Origin of the sequence: Chitinophaga sp. NPDC101104 (genome assembly GCF_050277495.1) — a bacterium.
Lineage (GTDB): Bacteria > Bacteroidota > Bacteroidia > Chitinophagales > Chitinophagaceae > Chitinophaga.
Genome location: NZ_JBNNSF010000004.1, coordinates 125357 through 140422, shown reverse-complemented (window position 1 = coordinate 140422; position 15066 = coordinate 125357). Strand labels below are relative to the sequence as shown.

The 15066-nt window shown below is 54.2% G+C and carries 11 protein-coding genes and 1 pseudogene; 6 read left to right on the top strand and 6 right to left on the bottom strand.

Features of this window, described 5'->3' with window-relative positions:
- Window positions 1–31 precede the first annotated feature (31 nt).
- Window positions 32–694: an MBL fold metallo-hydrolase gene (locus ACQKLP_RS24350; protein ID WP_427325677.1), complete on the top strand. Its 663-nt coding sequence runs from the start codon at window positions 32–34 to the stop codon at window positions 692–694.
- Here the strand turns inward: ACQKLP_RS24350 and ACQKLP_RS24345 are convergent.
- Together ACQKLP_RS24345 and arfB are read right to left on the bottom strand one after the other, a co-directional pair.
- Entirely contained in the window at window positions 677–2164 is a 1488-nt protein-coding gene (locus ACQKLP_RS24345; RefSeq protein ID WP_427325676.1) for a lipopolysaccharide biosynthesis protein, read from the bottom strand. The genes ACQKLP_RS24350 and ACQKLP_RS24345 overlap by 18 nt on opposite strands.
- Window positions 2165–2197: 33 nt before the next feature.
- Window positions 2198–2596, bottom strand: a pseudogene (arfB, locus tag ACQKLP_RS24340) (alternative ribosome rescue aminoacyl-tRNA hydrolase ArfB); the annotation flags it as partial.
- 56 nt (window positions 2597–2652) lie between these two features.
- Here arfB and dtd point away from each other — a divergent pair.
- Genes dtd through ACQKLP_RS24325 form a run of 3 tightly spaced genes read left to right on the top strand, consistent with a single transcriptional unit; the run spans window position 2653 to window position 4933 of the window.
- A complete protein-coding gene (gene dtd / locus ACQKLP_RS24335; protein ID WP_427325675.1) occupies window positions 2653–3105 on the top strand; it encodes a D-aminoacyl-tRNA deacylase in 453 nt (150 codons plus the stop codon).
- A complete protein-coding gene (locus ACQKLP_RS24330) occupies window positions 3106–3435 on the top strand; it encodes a nucleotide pyrophosphohydrolase (protein WP_427325674.1) in 330 nt (109 codons plus the stop codon).
- A gap of 58 nt (window positions 3436–3493) precedes the next feature.
- The gene (locus tag ACQKLP_RS24325; RefSeq protein WP_427325673.1) at window positions 3494–4933 is read left to right on the top strand and encodes a glycine--tRNA ligase; all 1440 of its coding nucleotides are present in this window, start codon (window positions 3494–3496) and stop codon (window positions 4931–4933) included.
- A gap of 199 nt (window positions 4934–5132) precedes the next feature.
- On the opposite strand, the gene ACQKLP_RS24320 is transcribed toward ACQKLP_RS24325, so the two are convergent.
- Window positions 5133–5858 (bottom strand): ferredoxin--NADP reductase, encoded by a 726-nt coding sequence (locus ACQKLP_RS24320; RefSeq protein ID WP_427325672.1) that lies wholly within the window; start codon window positions 5856–5858, stop codon window positions 5133–5135.
- 160 nt (window positions 5859–6018) lie between these two features.
- Between ACQKLP_RS24320 and mfd the strand changes: the two genes are divergently transcribed.
- Both mfd and ACQKLP_RS24310 read left to right on the top strand, forming a co-directional pair.
- Complete coding sequence (gene mfd, locus ACQKLP_RS24315; protein ID WP_427325671.1) at window positions 6019–9390, top strand: transcription-repair coupling factor; 3372 nt, start codon at window positions 6019–6021, stop codon at window positions 9388–9390.
- A 188-nt stretch (window positions 9391–9578) separates the two neighbouring features.
- A complete protein-coding gene (locus ACQKLP_RS24310) occupies window positions 9579–10268 on the top strand; it encodes an SIMPL domain-containing protein (protein ID WP_427325669.1) in 690 nt (229 codons plus the stop codon).
- Window positions 10269–10498: 230 nt separating this feature from the next.
- Here the strand turns inward: ACQKLP_RS24310 and ACQKLP_RS24305 are convergent, their stop codons facing one another.
- The 3 genes from ACQKLP_RS24305 to ACQKLP_RS24295 form a co-directional block, all read right to left on the bottom strand.
- The gene (locus ACQKLP_RS24305) at window positions 10499–11020 is read right to left on the bottom strand and encodes a hypothetical protein (protein ID WP_427325668.1); all 522 of its coding nucleotides are present in this window, start codon (window positions 11018–11020) and stop codon (window positions 10499–10501) included.
- Window positions 11021–11199: 179 nt separating this feature from the next.
- On the bottom strand, window positions 11200–13179 hold the full coding sequence (gyrB, locus tag ACQKLP_RS24300; RefSeq protein ID WP_427325667.1) for a DNA topoisomerase (ATP-hydrolyzing) subunit B: 1980 nt from the start codon (window positions 13177–13179) through the stop codon (window positions 11200–11202).
- A 128-nt stretch (window positions 13180–13307) separates the two neighbouring features.
- A complete protein-coding gene (locus ACQKLP_RS24295) occupies window positions 13308–14972 on the bottom strand; it encodes a hypothetical protein (protein ID WP_427325666.1) in 1665 nt (554 codons plus the stop codon).
- Between the last annotated feature and the right edge of the window lie 94 nt (window positions 14973–15066).

Sequence of the window (15066 nt, the reverse complement as noted above, 5' to 3'; positions counted from 1 at the left end):
TGCGAATTAAAATTAGTAAAAAACGTCAACAATGTTCGAAATCAGGTGCTTCACGGTGAATCCTTTTCAGGAGAATACATACGTACTAATTAACGAAAAAAAGCAGTGTATCATTATAGACCCCGGATTTTATTATCAGGAAGAGCGGGACGGGTTCCTCCGGTTTATGTCCGAAAATGAGCTGACAGTGGCCCGGTTACTCAATACCCACTGCCATCTCGATCATATCTTCAGCAACAGGCTGGTCCAGAAAATGTTTGGGAAAGGGCCGGAAATACACCGGTTAGACCAGGTGGTGCTCGACCGTTCCCCCCAATCCGGGATGATGTACAACATCCCTTTCGAGCCCAGTCCCGAGCCGGTGGGTTACCTGGAAGAGGGTGATAAAGTGACGTTGGGAGACGATGAGCTGGAAGTGATCCTCACCCCCGGCCATTCCCCGGGAAGCATTTCGTTCTATTCCGCGAAGCAACATTTCGTGATCGCCGGAGATGTGTTATTTAAACAGAGTGTTGGTCGTTCCGACTTCCCCGGAGGTAATTTTGAAACACTGGCCAGCAGCATCCGGGAAAAACTGTACAAGTTGCCCGACGAAACGGTGGTGTATTCCGGGCACGGTCCCGAAACTACGATCGGCTTCGAGAAGGTGCATAATCCCTTCGTTCCGGAAGACCCCTCAACCCGCCTTGCGTGACAATAGCCGGGCGATGTCTTTCCTTTCCGACCAGGCGATAACGGCCAGGTATACACCCAATTCCACCACGGCGGCGATATGAACGGGCCAGAACCCCAGCCCCTGCGCCTTGATATAATCATGCAGCACATACAGCGCCGCCGCCAGGCCCAGGTACCCCAGCACCTTCGGCACCTCGTACGGCACCGGGTAATATTTCTGCCCGAGCAGGTACGAAGCCGTCATCATCGACGCATAACAAACAAATGTAGCCCAGGCCGAGCCCGTATAGCTGAACTGCGGGATCCACCAGATGTTGAGGACGATCGTCACCAAAGCCCCGCCCATCGTGATCCACACACCCATCAGGTTGCGGTTCGTCAGTTTATACCAGATCGTGAGGTTGTAGTAAATCCCCAGGAATACCGTGGCCATGGCCAGCACCGGCACCACATGGAGCCCTTCCGCATACGATTTGTCGGCCCCCCGGGTAATGAGCCACGACCAGATGTCGAGGAACAGCGCCACCACGAGGAAAGCCGCCCCCATGAACATCGTGAAGTATTTCATGACGCGGGCATAAGTCTGCGGCGCGTCTTTGCGGTCGCTCTGGTTGAAGAAAAACGGCTCCGCGCCCATCCGGAACGCGGTGATGCTGATGGTAATAAGCACCGCCAGCTTGTAGTTGGCCGAAAAAATACCCAGCAGGCTCATGGAAACCTCGCGGCTGGCGGGGTAGACCTGCGGAAAGATAAGCCGGCTCAGCATTTCGTTGATCATGCCGCCGAGCCCGATGGCGATGAGGGGCCAGCTGTACAGGATCACCTCCTTCCAGAGGGTTTTATCGAATTTCCAGCGGAAAGTGCTGAATTCTTTGGACAGGAACAGCAGCGAACAGGCGCTGGCGATCATGTTGGCGATCACGAAATACTCCACGCCACGGTCGGGGTTGTACCACGACAGGTACCCCTGGGCATGGAGCTTCGGCGCGTACTTGAGGATAAAAACGGTCAGCACGATCTGCACCAGGATGGTCGCCAGTTTCACGGCGGCGAACTTGCGCGGCCGGCCTTCCTGGCGCAACCTGGCGAAAGGGATCGTGGTGAGGGTGTCGAAGAACAGCACGCCCGTGGCCAGCATCACGAGGTCTGCCCGGCCGGGGAAGCCCAAACCGTCTGCCAATACCGGCGAGCCGATGAGCAATATCCCCGAAAACAGGATGGTGCTCACGATCATGGAAACGTTCAGGGTGTTGAAAAGCCGGTCTTTCTCCACCGACTGTGTAAACCGGAAATAGCTGGTTTCCAGGCCGTAGGTGAAAATAATATTGCAGAACGGGATGAACGCGTACAATTGCCCCACTTCCCCGAACTTCTCCGCGGGGAACACGCTCGTGAGGAAGAGCTGGAGAATGAACCCTAAAAATCGGTGTACAATGGTAGGAACGCCGTACCAGATCGTTGCGCCGGCCAGTTTCTTGATATTTCCCAAAGCGTCGGTTTTAATCCAAAAATAAGAATCGTATTAATAGTCGCGCCCCGTTCCCGGGCGGCGGTTCTGTTTTTTTTCGCTGAGCCGTTTCTTGAACTGGAGGCGTTTTTCCTTCATGGCTTTCGTCGGCTTCACTTTTTTGCGGGCTTTCGGGACAAAGAGCCCTTTTTCCAGCAGGGCGTTCATTTTGCGGACCACTTCCCCTTTGTTGCCCAGCTGCGAGCGCTCGGTCTGCGATTTTACCTGCAGCAGGCCGTCGGCGTTCAGTTTGCCGCCGAGGTTTTGCAGCAGGAGGGCTTTCTGCTCTTCTGAAAGCAAAGCGGATCCGGCGATGTCGAAGTACCCTTCCACCATCGTTTCCACCTTGTTTACGTTCTGGCCGCCCTTGCCGCCGCTGCGGGCCGTTTTGAATTTTATCTCCGGAGTCACGTCAAGCATAACACATTCCTTATCTTTAACGCAAATGTAAACGCTTCGAAGAATATTTTATGAGAGCTGTGATCCAAAGGGTGTCCCGGGCGGACGTTTCCATCGGCGGCGAAGTGAAATCCGCCATCGGCGGAGGACTCCTCGTGCTGCTGGGTATAGAAGACGCCGACGGGCCGGAAGATATTGCGTGGCTGAGCGCCAAAATCGTCAACCTCCGCGTTTTTAACGACGAAAACGGCGTCATGAACCGCAGTGCCCTCGAAACCGGGGGCGACGTCCTCCTCGTTTCCCAATTCACCCTCCACGCATCCACCAAAAAAGGCAACCGGCCCAGCTACCTCAAAGCCAGCAAGCCAGACACTGCCATCCCGCTCTACGAAAGCATGATCGCCCGCATGGAAGCCGACCTCGGAAAACCCATCGGCACCGGCAGCTTCGGGGCCGATATGCAGGTTTCCCTGGTGAACGACGGGCCCGTCACCATCATCATCGACACTAAAAACCGAGAATAAATGACCATCCAGGAAGCCCAGCAGCGCGTAGACCAATGGATCAACACCACCGGCGTCCGCTACTTTTCCGAACTCACCAACATGGCCATCCTCACCGAAGAGGTCGGCGAAGTGGCCCGGATCATCAGCCGCCAGTACGGCGACCAATCGTTCAAGCCCTCCGACCGCGATAAAAACCTGGCAGACGAGCTGGCGGATGTGTTGTGGGTGGTGATGTGTCTGGCCAACCAGACCGGTGTAGACCTCACCGCCGCGCTGGAACAGAATTTCGAAAAGAAAACCACGCGAGACGCCACCCGGCATCAAGACAATGAAAAGCTGAAAGGCTAACGAATAGTGAATTAATATAATACGTTGTTTCAAAATTGGATTTTATCTTTGCGCGACTATGGCAACAGATCAGAACAAGTTCCAGGCGATCATTTCGCACTGTAAAGAATACGGTTTCATTTTCCCGTCGAGCGAAATTTACGACGGCCTGAGCGCGGTGTACGACTACGGTCAGTACGGCGCGGAGCTCAAGAAAAACGTGCGCGACTATTGGTGGCGTTCCATGACCCAGATGCATGAAAACATCGTGGGCATCGACGCGGCAATCTTCATGCACCCCACAGTTTGGAAAGCTTCCGGGCACGTAGATAACTTCTCCGACCCGATGATCGATAATAAAGACAGCAAGAAGCGCTACCGGGTAGACCACCTGATCGAAGGGTTCGCCGAAACGCTGGACGCGGATGCGGGCAAAGCCCTGATCGCCGAAATGGAGGGCCTCATTTCCAAAGACGATTTCGCCGGCCTGAAAAAGCTGATCGAGGATAACAAGATCAAATGCTCCGTGAGCGGGACCGTTAACTGGACAGACGTTCGCCAGTTCAACCTCATGTTCTCCACCGAGTTCGGCGCTGTTGCGTCCGACAACGAAGACGATAATAAAGTGTATCTCCGCCCGGAAACGGCGCAGGGTATTTTCGTGAACTTCCTGAACGTGCAGAAAACGGGCCGGATGAAAATCCCGTTCGGTATCGCGCAGGTGGGTAAGGCTTTCCGTAACGAGATCGTGGCCCGCCAGTTCGTGTTCCGCATGCGCGAGTTCGAGCAGATGGAGATGCAGTTCTTCATCCGCCCTGGCACCCAGCAGGAATGGTACGCATACTGGAAAGAAGAGCGGTTGAAATGGCACAAGAGCCTGGGCCTGAAACCCGAAAACCTCCAGTTCCACGACCACGCCAAACTGGCCCACTATGCAGACGCTGCGGTGGACATCGAGTATAATTTCCCGATCGGTTTCAAAGAAGTGGAAGGCATTCACAGCCGTACCGATTTCGACCTGTCGCAACACCAGAAATTCTCCGGCAAGAAGCTCCAGTACTTCGATCCGGAGATCAACCAGAACTACGTTCCGTACGTGATCGAAACTTCGATCGGTCTGGACCGCTGCTGCTTCATGGTGCTGTCCGAAGCATACGAAGAGCAGGAAGTGGGTACTCCTGAAAAACCGGATACCCGCGTGGTACTGAAGTTCCCCGCGAAACTGGCGCCCATCAAACTGGCCGTGTTCCCGCTGACCAAAAAAGATGGTCTGCCTGAAATCGCGAAGAGCCTGATCGCAGATTGCAAAAAGAATTTCTACTGCTACTACGAAGAGAAAGACTCCATCGGTAAGCGCTACCGCCGCCAGGACGCGATCGGTACGCCGTTCTGCGTGACCGTAGATCACCAGACGCTCGAAGACGGAACGGTAACCATCCGTCACCGCGACTCCATGGAGCAGGAACGCATCCCGCTCACCGCAGTGAAAGAAATGGTCATGAAAGCGATGATGGATTAAAAGATCCGTCCGAAAATAACGAGGCGCCTCCGACCGGAGGCGCCTTTTTTTATGCGATAAATCAACCGTTCCCTGCGATATGGAAACCGTCTTGCGATAAACGGATGTTGGTGTAGCGAAAATTCAAACCGTCTTGCGATAATCAACCCGCTCGCGATAAAAACTAACTGGTACAAAAATAATCCGAATCCCGGTAAAATCAACCGTACAGTTCCAGGTGGATATCGTGCCGGTCGTACCCCATGGCCTGGATCCGCTGCCGCGCCTCGTCGATCATCGCTTTCCATCCGCAAAGGAAGAAATGCGCCGGTCGGCGGTCGGCCAGCAGCTCCTCGTACACCTGGTGCACATAGCCGCGGTGGCCCGTCCATTCCGGATTGTCTTCCCGCGAAAGGGTAGGGTGGTAGTGGAAACCGGGCATTTCTGCGGCCAGGGCGCGCATCTCGTCTTTGTACAAAATATCCTTCTCGAACCGCGATCCGTAAATAAGATGGATATCCGGATGCGCGATGCCGTTCTTGTGAAGGAATTTCGCCATCGACCGGAACGGCGCAATGCCGGTTCCTGTACAAATGAGGAAAATGTCGCGGTCGAGCGTTTCGGGCAGCACGAAATTGCCCAGCGGCCCGCGGAGCGTCAGCTCGCTGCCTTCCCTGATCTCATTGAAAATGTAAGTGGTGCCGGCGCCGCCTTCCAGTAACACGATGACCAGTTCTATTTCAGCGGAACCGTTGGGGTGGGAGGCGATGGAATAACTCCGCCAGCGCTTGTTTTTCTTTTCGTGGATGGGCAAATCCAGCGTCACGAACTGCCCGGCCTTAAAGTGGAATGCTTCCTTTTCGGGGATGTGGATCCAATATCTACGCGTGTTATACGTCTCGTTCACAATCTTCGTTACCACGCCGGTATACCATTGTTCGAGCATGTATGAAGGTTTTTTGCAAGATGAGTAAAGCCATTTCACATAAATTACGCTTTTTTTCCGGTTTACGGGGGAATGCGGGAATGTTCGCTCCGCGGCCCCGGCCATATCCCTGACCCAAGGGAAGCGGAAAACTTGAAAATGCCTTATCTTTGCATCCTTCATGAATTTGCAGGGAGTATTACAATTATTTGAGCGCGATCCCCGCCTGAAATCACTGGCGGACGGGACCCTCATGCCCGCGCCCCGCTATTTTCACCTCACGGGCCTCACCGGCAGCGCCGCCGCCTTCGTGGCAACGGCCCACCGCAACAGCTCCGACGCCAATCACCTCATCATCCTGAACGACAAGGAAGAAGCCGCCTATTTCCATAACGACCTGGAACATCTTTCCCAGGCGCTGGATATCTTCTACTTCCCCGATTCGTTCAAGAAAACCGGCGTCTTCTCCGACTTCAACAGCAGCCACAGCATGCTGCGCACCGAAGCCCTCATGAAGCTCACCGGGCCCCAGCCCCACAAGAAAGTGCTCGTCACCTACCCCGAAGCCATCTTCGAAAAGGTAGCCGGCAACACGTCGTACAACACCAACATGGTGTCTGTCAAAGTCGGCGAAAACCTCAAGGTAGACGAGCTCCTCGCCAAACTCGTGGAATGGGGCTTCGAAAGCACCGATTTCGTTTACGAGCCCGGGCAATATGCCGTTCGCGGCGGTATCCTGGACATATATTCCTTCGGGAACGACAAGCCCTACCGCATGGAGCTCTTCGGAGACGAGGTAGACTCCATCCGCCTGTTCGACCCCGAATCCCAGCTTTCCGAGCGCAAGCTCATGCAGGTGACCCTCATCGCCAATATGGACACACGGGCCACCACGCACCAGAAAATGTCGCTCACGGAATTCCTCCCGGAAAACACCACCGTCTGGATCAAAGATCCCGCTTACGTACAGGGCGTACTGAACCAGATGGAACAGCGGCTCGACGACTGGCTGCAGTCCGGCCGCGCAACAGACGTGACCGACGACGAAGCCATTCAGCTGTATGAAGCGGATTTTTCGAAGGCGGAGGTGCTCATGAATGGTCTGCTGCAACGCCATTGCGTAGTGTTCGGGGCGCACTTCAATTTCGAAAAGGTACCGGCCGGCGTGCAGGAAATCGCGTTCAGGACGATGGAACAGCCCGTTTTCAACCGCCAGTTCGATCTCCTCATCAAAGACCTTTCCGCCCAGAACGCCGCCAAAACCGCGCTGTTCATCTTCGCGGAAAACCCGCGGCAGCTCGAAAGGCTCCGCAGCATTTTCGAAGACCTCAAAGCCGATTTTCTTTTCTATCCCATCCCGGTGCCCATCAGCGCAGGGTTCGTGGACCCCGGACTGAAAATCGCTTGCTATACCGATCACCAGATCTTCCAGCGCTTCCATAAATACAAAGTGAAGCAGGCCTATAATAAAAACAAGGCCATCACGCTGAAAACTTTACAGGAACTGCAGTCCGGCGATTTCGTGACCCACATCGATCACGGCGTGGGCGTGTATTCCGGCCTGCAGAAAATCGAAGTGGGCGGGAAGATGCAGGAAGCGATCCGCATCATCTACAAAAACAACGATCTGCTGTATGTGAACATCAACTCACTGCACAAGATCAGCAAATACACCGGGAAGGAAGGCGTTACGCCCAAAGTCAATAAACTCGGCAGCGACGCGTGGGAGAAACTGAAGGAAAAAGCGAAAACCGAAGTAAAGGACATCGCCAAAGACCTCATCAAGCTCTACGCCGCCCGCAAAGCGCAGCAAGGGTTCCAGCATACGCCGGATACCTATCTGCAAACCGAACTGGAAGCCTCGTTCATTTACGAAGACACGCCAGACCAGTCCAAAGCCACGGCCGACGTGAAGCGCGACATGGAATCCCCCTCGCCGATGGACCGCCTCGTTTGCGGCGACGTGGGCTTCGGCAAAACAGAAGTAGCCGTGCGCGCCGCGTTCAAAACCGTGGTAGACGGTAAACAGGCCGCCGTGCTCGTGCCCACCACCATCCTCGCGTTCCAGCACTGGAAAACGTTCTCCGAGCGGTTGAAGGATTTCCCCTGCACGGTGGATTACATCAACCGTTTCAAATCCGCCAAAGAGAAGAAGGAAACGCTGAAAAGACTGGAAGAAGGAAAGGTAGACATCATCATCGGTACGCATTCGCTGCTCGGCAAGGAAGTAAAGTTCAAGGACCTCGGCGTCATGATCGTGGACGAAGAACAGAAATTCGGCGTTACGGCGAAAGAAAAGCTGAAAACGATGAAAGTGAACGTGGACACGCTCACGCTAACGGCCACGCCTATACCGAGAACGTTGCAATTCTCGCTCATGGGCGCGCGCGACCTTTCCATCATCAATACCCCGCCGCCCAACCGCCAGTCCATCGAAACGGAAGTGCTCGTGTTCGACAAAGAGCAGATCCGCGATGCCATTTATTATGAAACGGAGCGCGGTGGCCAGGTGTATTTCATCCACAACCGGGTGAACGGCCTGCGCGAAATGGCCGGCCTCATCCAGGAGCTTTGCCCGGACCTGAGCATCGCCACGGCGCACGGGCAGATGGAAGGGCATAAGCTGGAAGAAGTGATCCTCGATTTCATCGACCGTAAATACGACGTGCTGGTTTGTACCAATATCGTGGAAAGCGGGGTGGATATTTCCAATGCCAATACCATTATCATCAACAACGCCCATCATTTCGGCCTGAGCGATCTGCACCAGCTGCGCGGCCGTGTGGGCAGAAGCAATAAGAAAGCGTTCTGTTACCTGATGGCACCGCCGATGAGCACGTTGCCGGCAGACAGCCGCAAACGCCTCCAGACGCTGGAGCAACACAGCGAGCTGGGCTCCGGCTTCCAGATCGCGATGCGCGACCTCGATATCCGCGGCGCCGGGAACCTCCTGGGCGGCGAACAAAGCGGCTTCATCGCGGAGATCGGGTTCGATATGTACCAGAAAATCCTCGACGAAGCCATCCGCGAGCTCAAGCAAACCGATTTCAAAGACCTGTTCAAAGACCAGCTGGAAGAAAAGAAAGACTACGTTTCCGATACGACCATCGATACCGACCTCGAAATCCTCATCCCCGACACGTATGTCGAAAGCATCCAGGAAAGACTGAACCTTTACCAGGAGCTCGACAATATCACGCAGGAGTCCAAACTACAGGAATTCGCCGCCGGGCTGGAAGACCGGTTCGGGCCCGCACCGGAACCCGTTCACGATCTGTATACCACCATCCGCTGCCGCTGGATGGCCATTGCACTGGGCTTCGAGAAAATGATCCTCAAGGAAGAAACCCTCCGCTGTTATTTCATCAATAACCCGGACAGCCCCTACTTCGAATCGCCCACGTTCCAGCATATCCTGCATTACATCCAGACGCGCACCAACAACGCACGCCTGAAACAGGTAGGCAAGAATTTCATGCTCATCGTAGACAGGATAGACTCCATGACCAAGCTGCACGACTTCCTCCGCAAAATGACCGACGCACGGAGTTAAGAACTTTTGTAACATATCTTTGTTTTATACGTTACACCGGCACACAAAAACATTTTACCTGACTAAAACTTAAAGAAAAGTTAAAGCCGGCACAAGCATATGGAAACACATCCATGCCCCGCATCCTGCTGGTGAATTTAAAACTGAAAGCAATGAAAAGATTAACCGTACTTTTAATGGCCCTTGTTATGACAGCAACTTCCTTTGCACAGACTACCGACAACAAGCCCCCGGTAAAAAAGATCGAAGTGAACGGCAGCGCCGAAATCGAGATCACGCCCGACGAGATCTATTTCAACATCACCTTGCGTGAGTACATGAAGAACAAAACGCAGAAGGTATCTATCACCGAACTGGAACAAAAGCTCCAGAAAGCCGTGGAAGCCGCCGGTATCGCGAAAGGTGATTTCACCATCGCCAACGTATTCGGATATAACTACGACCAGTGGTGGAAAAAGAAAAAAGATGCGCCCGATTTCATGGCCCGCAAACAGTATCGCCTGAAACTGACCCGCCTCGACAAAATCAACGGCATCCTCGCCGCTGTGGATGAAGAAGGCATCGAAAGCGCGAACGTAGCTTCTTTCAGCAGCAGCAAAATGGAAGAATACCGCAAACAGGTGAAGATCGAAGCGCTGAAAGCCGCCAAGGCTAAAGCGGAATACCTGGTGGCCGCTATCGGTGAAAACCTCGCCGGTGTGATCGAGATCCAGGAGTTCAATACCGATCAGTACAGCGACGTTCGTCCTGAAATGGCGAATATGATGGTCCGCAAAGCCGCCGCTTACGATGCTGCCGGCAGTGCGCCCGATTCCAACATCGATTTCAAAACCATCAAGATCCGTGCGGAAGTGCGTGCCGTATGGGGGATCAAATAATAACGCGAAACGAAGACAACGCAAAAGAAAAAGGGCTCCTGGTCGTCACCGGGAGCCCTTTTCATGTCTTGATGGTGTGGTCACTGACGCCGGATGACGTATGACGCGGTCTACATTCTACTGTCGTTTTTAACTGTCTTTTCAGTCTATTTTGCTACTAACGGCCTCTTGCCGAAGTCAGGTAAGTTGGGATAAATAGGACACGTATGCTGCGATGGTTTTTCAGAAAATTACTTCGTGTATTTGATGAGCGAAACCTCGAATCTGCCTTCGGAAACCACTTTCTTTTTGGTTTCGTCCACATCGTGGACCAATACGCCGCTGAAAGTGCCTTTCGCTTTGGTTTCGCTGATGGATTCGATCTTGATGGTGGCGCTGGCGCCATACTCCAGGTCCACGGCGGAATAGCCGATGGCGTCGCTGAGGCGCTGCATCCAGCCGATGGTATTGTATCGGAAAGTGTTCAGTTCGTAGGTCCCGGTTTTCAGTTGTTTGTTGGGAAACGCGACGTTAACGGTCAGGAGCTGGTTGTCTTCCGTCATACCGCTCACGATGAGATGGCTCATCACGTCGTTGGCCGTATCGTACAGGCTGCCGGTGAGTTGTTTGGAAACGGTGAGCACCTGCCCGTCGAGCTTCATCGACATGGTGCCCTGGCTGTGGTTGTCCTCGAAAATATCTTTTTTCTTGCAGGCGGTGAGGCAAAGGGCCACCGCTATGCCAAGGGCCGGCAGCGTGCTTGCGATTTTCATAGGTATGCGTTTCTTTGGTACAGGTGATGCTAGCGGCTGCAATATACACCGGAAAAACACATTATCAAAATTAATTATAAATAAAAATTTGCATTGATGGGAAGAATGGGAGAAAAACGAAGCGGCCGTTCCCTTTGAGAGGAACGGCCGCTTTTTGCAAGATATTCTTACCGAGCGGGTTACGCGTCGATTTTTGCGTATTTGGCGTGCGATTCGATGAATTCGCGGCGCGGGGGCACCTCGTCGCCCATCAGCATGGTAAAGATGCGGTCGGCCTCTGGGAGGTTGTCGATCGTTACCTGCTTCAGCGTACGAACGTCCGGGTCCATCGTAGTGTCCCACAGCTGTTCGGCGTTCATCTCACCCAGACCTTTATATCGCTGGATGGTCACGCTGTCTTCCTTGCCGCCGCCGGCCAGCCGCGTAACGGCCGCCTTGCGCTGTTCTTCGTTCCAGGCGTACTGGAATTCCTTGCCTTTTTTCACGAGGTACAGCGGGGGCTGAGCCAGGTATACATACCCTTGCTCCACCATTTCGCGCATGTAACGGAATACGAAGGTGAGGATGAGGGTGGCAATGTGGCTTCCGTCCACATCGGCATCCGTCATGATGATCAGCTTGTGATAACGGAGCTTGCTGAGGTTGAGGGCTTTATCGTCGTCGGGTGTACCGATGGTCACGCCGAGCGCCGTAAAGATATTCTTGATCTCTTCGTTCTCGTAGATTTTGTGCTCGAGGGCTTTTTCCACGTTCAGGATCTTACCGCGCAGCGGCAGGATGGCCTGGAAGTTACGGTTACGGCCCTGTTTGGCCGTACCGCCCGCCGAGTCCCCTTCGACGAGGAAGAGCTCGCATTTATTGGGATCGTTGTCGGAGCAATCGGCCAGTTTGCCGGGGAGGCCGCTTCCGGTCATCACGCTCTTGCGCTGTACCATCTGGCGGGCTTTCCGGGCGGCTTCGCGGGCCTGGGCGGCCAGTACCACCTTATTGATGATCTGCTTGGCTTCCTTGGGATGTTCTTCCAGGTAGGCGTCCAGTACGTTGGCGACCGCGGAGTCCACGATACCCATTACGTCGGAGTTGCCGAGCTTGGTCTTGGTCTGGCCCTCGAACTGCGGTTCGGGAACTTTCACGCTCACGATGCAGGACAGCCCTTCGCGGAAGTCGTCTCCCGTCACCTCCACCTTCGATTTCTCGAACAGCTTGTTCTTATCGCCGTACGACTTGAACACGCGGGTGATGGCCCTGCGGAAACCGGCTACGTGGGTACCGCCTTCGATGGTATTGATATTATTAACGTAGGAGAAAATATGCTCGTTGAACGAATCGTTGTAGAGCATCGCCACTTCCACCGCCACATTGGCGTTGGCGTCGTGGGTTTCGATATAGATCGGGTTGGGCAGCAGCGCGTTGCGGCGGCCGTTCTTGTCGATCAGTTCCACGAATTCGACGATACCGCCTTCGCTGTAGAAGGTTTCGCTGAAATTATTGCCGTTGTCATCTTTCTCCCGCTCGTCGCTGAGGGTGATGCGGATGCCGCGGTTCAGGAACGCCAGTTCGCGCAGGCGGCCGGCGAGGGTTTCGCGGTTGTAAACGGTTTCGGTGAAAATGGTGGCGTCCGGTTTGAAATGTACGATCGTACCGGTGATATCGCTCTGGCCGATCTCGCGCACGGAGAACTGGGGAATGCCCATCCTGTATTCCTGCTCGAAAATCTTGCCTTCGCGGTGAACCGTCACGTGCAGGGGATCGCTCAGTGCGTTCACGCAGGACACGCCCACGCCGTGCAGACCGCCAGACACCTTATAGGTATTTTTATCGAATTTACCACCGGCGTGCAGTACGGTCATCACCACCTCCAGCGCGGAACGCTGTTCTTTCTGGTGCATGCCCGTGGGGATGCCACGGCCGTCGTCCTTTACACGGATGGAATTGTCTTCACAAATGGTTACTTCAATGTTCTTGCAATATCCGGCCAGGGCTTCGTCGATGGAGTTGTCTACCACCTCATAAACAAGATGGTGTAAACCCTTGACACCGATGTCGCCAATATACATGGCGGGGCGTTTGCGCACGGCTTCCAGCCCTTCCAATACCTGGATATTATCGGCGCCGTAATTGCTGGTAGCAGGCGGTGCTTGCACTAATTCTTCACTCATATTTTTAGCTGAAAATCTTTTTTGAACAAATCCGTTGAATATCCAGCAAAAATACGGAAAATCAGGCTAATTTCCATGAAAAACAAGGCTAATTTGAGGGGTGTGGATAGTCGGTGGAAACCGCAGTCTTACAGCCCGGCTGCCATATCGGTCAGTACCGTTTCCTTGATGCCGGTGAAAATGGTCTTCCAGACGAGGTTGAAGAACGACTTCTTCGGGTCCCTCGTGAATTTGGGTTTAGCTGTCCGCAAAGGCTGCCCCGGCGAAGGGTTTTCGTTCTGGATCACCATCAGGTTCGCGATGAGGCTCACCAGCCCTTTTTTCCGTTTTTTCCCTTTCGCCACGATATCTTTCAGGAAATCGATCTTCAGATCGTCGTATTGCAGGGTGAGCGTGCCCGCGGCCGAACGCTCGTTGCCCCGGATCTGCCATTCCAGTTCCCGGATCTTTGCGGACCGGATAGACACTTCGCCCAGCGGCCTGGTAGCCGCGTTCATCTCCCTGCCGTCCATATCGTTCAGCTTCCCGCTTACGGCAAATGCGCCTGCATCGCTGCCCAGCGCGAAATCGAAATGCGCTTTCAGCTTGCCTGTCCGCATCAGGATGGCATGAAGGTCTACCGTGGCGTGGGGATTTTTCTGCACCATGGAATCCACGTTCGTGATATTACGGAAAGTGCCCCCCGCCTGGTGGAACTCTACCACGCCGGTTTGCCCGTTGCCCGGGTTTACCTCCGAATAGCTCACCTGCACGCCCTGCGCCGTGAGCGTATCGATCCGCAGCGGCAGCTCCAGCTTCATGAGCAGCTGGTTGGGAAACTTGCCGTACAGATCGCCCGGCGGCATGGGAAGCCCCCGGTTACGGTACACATGCAGCTCCCCGCCGTCGATGCTCGCTTTCCGGATAACCGCCTCCTGCTGAAGGATGTGGCGGAGCAATACGCCATCTGCTACTATGTTGTTGAAAGTCAATTGAAAACGGTCCTTTTGCGTGCCGATCCGCTTGTCGAACTCGGATTTGCTGTACCGGGGATCCAGCTGGAAACTGGCCACGGTCAGCTGCTTGGCCACGGCATTGAAGGAAATATTGGAAAGCCGCACCCAGTACAGGCTATCGGCCGTCCGGTACTCCCATTTCCGGAGCCCCACGGTAAAATCCTGCGCATACAGCACCCGCGTCAGGTCGTTTTGACTGATGGAGTCGATGGCGAGATTTCGTAATACCACGTCGAGATTGCCGAGTTTCGTGATCTTGCGGCTGCTGTCTTTCCGGATTTGCGTGAATTGCAGGCTGGTATTGGCCAATTCGATCTCCCCGATACGGAAGTTCCGGATGGAGCGCGACACGGATTCATAAAAGCTCCGCCGCGGCGTGGTATCGTTGCTGCGCATGTCGTGTACGATGGTCAGTTCCGGATCGCGGAGCCGGAACGATCTGGCATCCACCTCTTTATGCAGGAAATACCGCCAGATTTTCAGTCCCGTCACCTGTACCCGCCCCAGTTTGGCATTGTACAGCACTTCCGGGGCGCGCTGTTCATGCACGAGCCTGTCGTATACAGCGGAATCGGGAAGGAGCACCACATGGTCGATGGCCACGCTGCCCGTGAGCACATTCAGGTAGATCTTGCCATAGGCGAGGGTGTAGAGGCTGTCCGACCCTTCGGCCACATATCTCCGCAATTCCGCATCGAGCAGTTTCTTCCAATGCGTGCCGAGGTACCATCCGCCGGCGAGCAGTGCTACGGCCAGGGCGCCGGCCACGAATAGAATGATTTTCCAGGATTTTTTCATGCGTAATCTACTGTTGCTAAAGTTATACCAATTCCCCCGGTAAGGTCTTCTGATTGTAAGGACTTTGTCAGCCTGATGCGATAATAACAATCAT

Bases quoted from the DNA above. Each gene is read 5' to 3' on its own strand.
- ACQKLP_RS24350 (WP_427325677.1), top strand. From the start codon at position 32: ATGTTCGAAATCAGGTGCTTCACGGTGAATCCTTTTCAGGAGAATACA.
- dtd (WP_427325675.1), top strand. From the start codon at position 2,653: ATGAGAGCTGTGATCCAAAGGGTGTCCCGGGCGGACGTTTCCATCGGC.
- ACQKLP_RS24330 (WP_427325674.1), top strand. From the start codon at position 3,106: ATGACCATCCAGGAAGCCCAGCAGCGCGTAGACCAATGGATCAACACC.
- ACQKLP_RS24325 (WP_427325673.1), top strand. From the start codon at position 3,494: ATGGCAACAGATCAGAACAAGTTCCAGGCGATCATTTCGCACTGTAAA.
- ACQKLP_RS24320 (WP_427325672.1), bottom strand. From the start codon at position 5,858: ATGCTCGAACAATGGTATACCGGCGTGGTAACGAAGATTGTGAACGAG.
- mfd (WP_427325671.1), top strand. From the start codon at position 6,019: ATGAATTTGCAGGGAGTATTACAATTATTTGAGCGCGATCCCCGCCTG.
- ACQKLP_RS24310 (WP_427325669.1), top strand. From the start codon at position 9,579: ATGACAGCAACTTCCTTTGCACAGACTACCGACAACAAGCCCCCGGTA.
- ACQKLP_RS24305 (WP_427325668.1), bottom strand. From the start codon at position 11,020: ATGAAAATCGCAAGCACGCTGCCGGCCCTTGGCATAGCGGTGGCCCTT.
- gyrB (WP_427325667.1), bottom strand. From the start codon at position 13,179: ATGAGTGAAGAATTAGTGCAAGCACCGCCTGCTACCAGCAATTACGGC.
- ACQKLP_RS24295 (WP_427325666.1), bottom strand. From the start codon at position 14,972: ATGAAAAAATCCTGGAAAATCATTCTATTCGTGGCCGGCGCCCTGGCC.